The 1367-nt window shown below is 53.3% G+C and carries 1 protein-coding gene; it reads left to right on the top strand.

The annotated features are described in order from the left end of the window. Positions 1-183 precede the first annotated feature (183 nt). The coding region (gene wecB / locus HMPREF0307_RS11070; RefSeq protein ID WP_156435938.1) for a non-hydrolyzing UDP-N-acetylglucosamine 2-epimerase at positions 184-1367 on the top strand (1184 nt) is incomplete at its 3' end.

Raw genomic sequence — 1367 nt, 5'->3', positions numbered from 1 at the left:
GATATCAGGTGTCCACCAAACAGGGGTCAGGTCCAAGTCCCTAGACTCCGAGTCCACAAAGTAGCTGGACTCCAAGTCCAAAAACCTCATGGACATAACACTTTTTGCCTAGTCGCTTAATAGATTATTATTGAGCGAGTTGTCAAAACAGAAATCATCTACGCAAGGATCACTGGGACAAGGATGAAAAAGCCAAAAGTCATGGTCGTATACGGCACACGACCTGAAGCCATCAAGCTCGCCCCCTTGATTAAAGCCCTGAAAAAAGATAAGCGTTTCGAAACTTGCGTCGTTTCCACGGGTCAGCACAAGGAAATGCTGACTCAAGTGAACGTCATGTTTGGGATTGAGCCTGATTTCGACCTCAGCTTGATGCACAAAAATCAGCCACTCAACCGCATCATGTCTCGCGGCCTCAAGGGCCTCGACAAACTGCTGGAACGTATTTCCCCAGATGTTCTCGTCGTCCAAGGAGACACTACCACAGCCATGTCCGCAGCTATCGCGGGCTTCAATCGTCGCGTCCGCGTAGTGCACCTTGAGGCGGGTCTGCGCTCTGGCAACATGGACTCCCCCTTCCCCGAAGAAGCCAACCGCCGTCTGATTACTACCGTAGCATCTCTTCATCTCGCTCCTACAGCATCTGCGCGCGAGAACCTCCTCGCGGACGGAGTGAACCGCAATGACATCGTCATCACTGGGAACACGGTCATCGATGCTCTCCACGAAGCCGCCACCTGGGACGTAACTTTTGAAGATCCCGTCATCGGGAAGGTGGCGGCTTCAGACAAGCAGATCATTGTCGTGACCACCCATCGACGCGAGAACATTGATTCAATGGAGCACATTGGCCGCGCGATTTCGCGTCTCGCTAACAGCTATCCCGACATCATTTTCATCCTCCCGGTTCACCTTAACCCAATTATCCGCAAGAGCATCGCACCCCAGGTTGCTGAAAACAACAACGTCATTCTGACTGCACCCCTACCCTACGATCAATTCACTCGCCTACTTCGACGGGCGAGCATAATAATCACCGACTCCGGCGGAGTTCAGGAAGAAGCACCGGCTTTGGGTATCCCGGTCATTCTCATGCGCGACAATAGCGAGCGTCCTGAGGCAATTGAGGCTGGCACCGTCCGCCTCGTTGGTTCTGATGAAGATGTCATCGTGGGTGAAGTAGAGCAACTCATTGAGAACGAGTCCGAATACAAGCGCATGTCTGAAGCAATTAACCCTTACGGAGACGGACGGGCTGCATACCGGAGTGTGGCGGCCATCGCGGATCTCTCAGGGGTGGGTACAAGAGTTGAACAATTCACACCAGCACACAACGGGCCCGACCCCCGGAAAGTAGACACCGTGGG

The sequence above is a fragment of the Corynebacterium sp. DNF00584 genome (assembly GCF_001552965.1).
In the GTDB taxonomy this organism is placed as follows: Bacteria; Actinomycetota; Actinomycetes; order Mycobacteriales; family Mycobacteriaceae; genus Corynebacterium; species Corynebacterium phoceense.
This window is presented reverse-complemented; position numbering and strand designations above follow the sequence as displayed.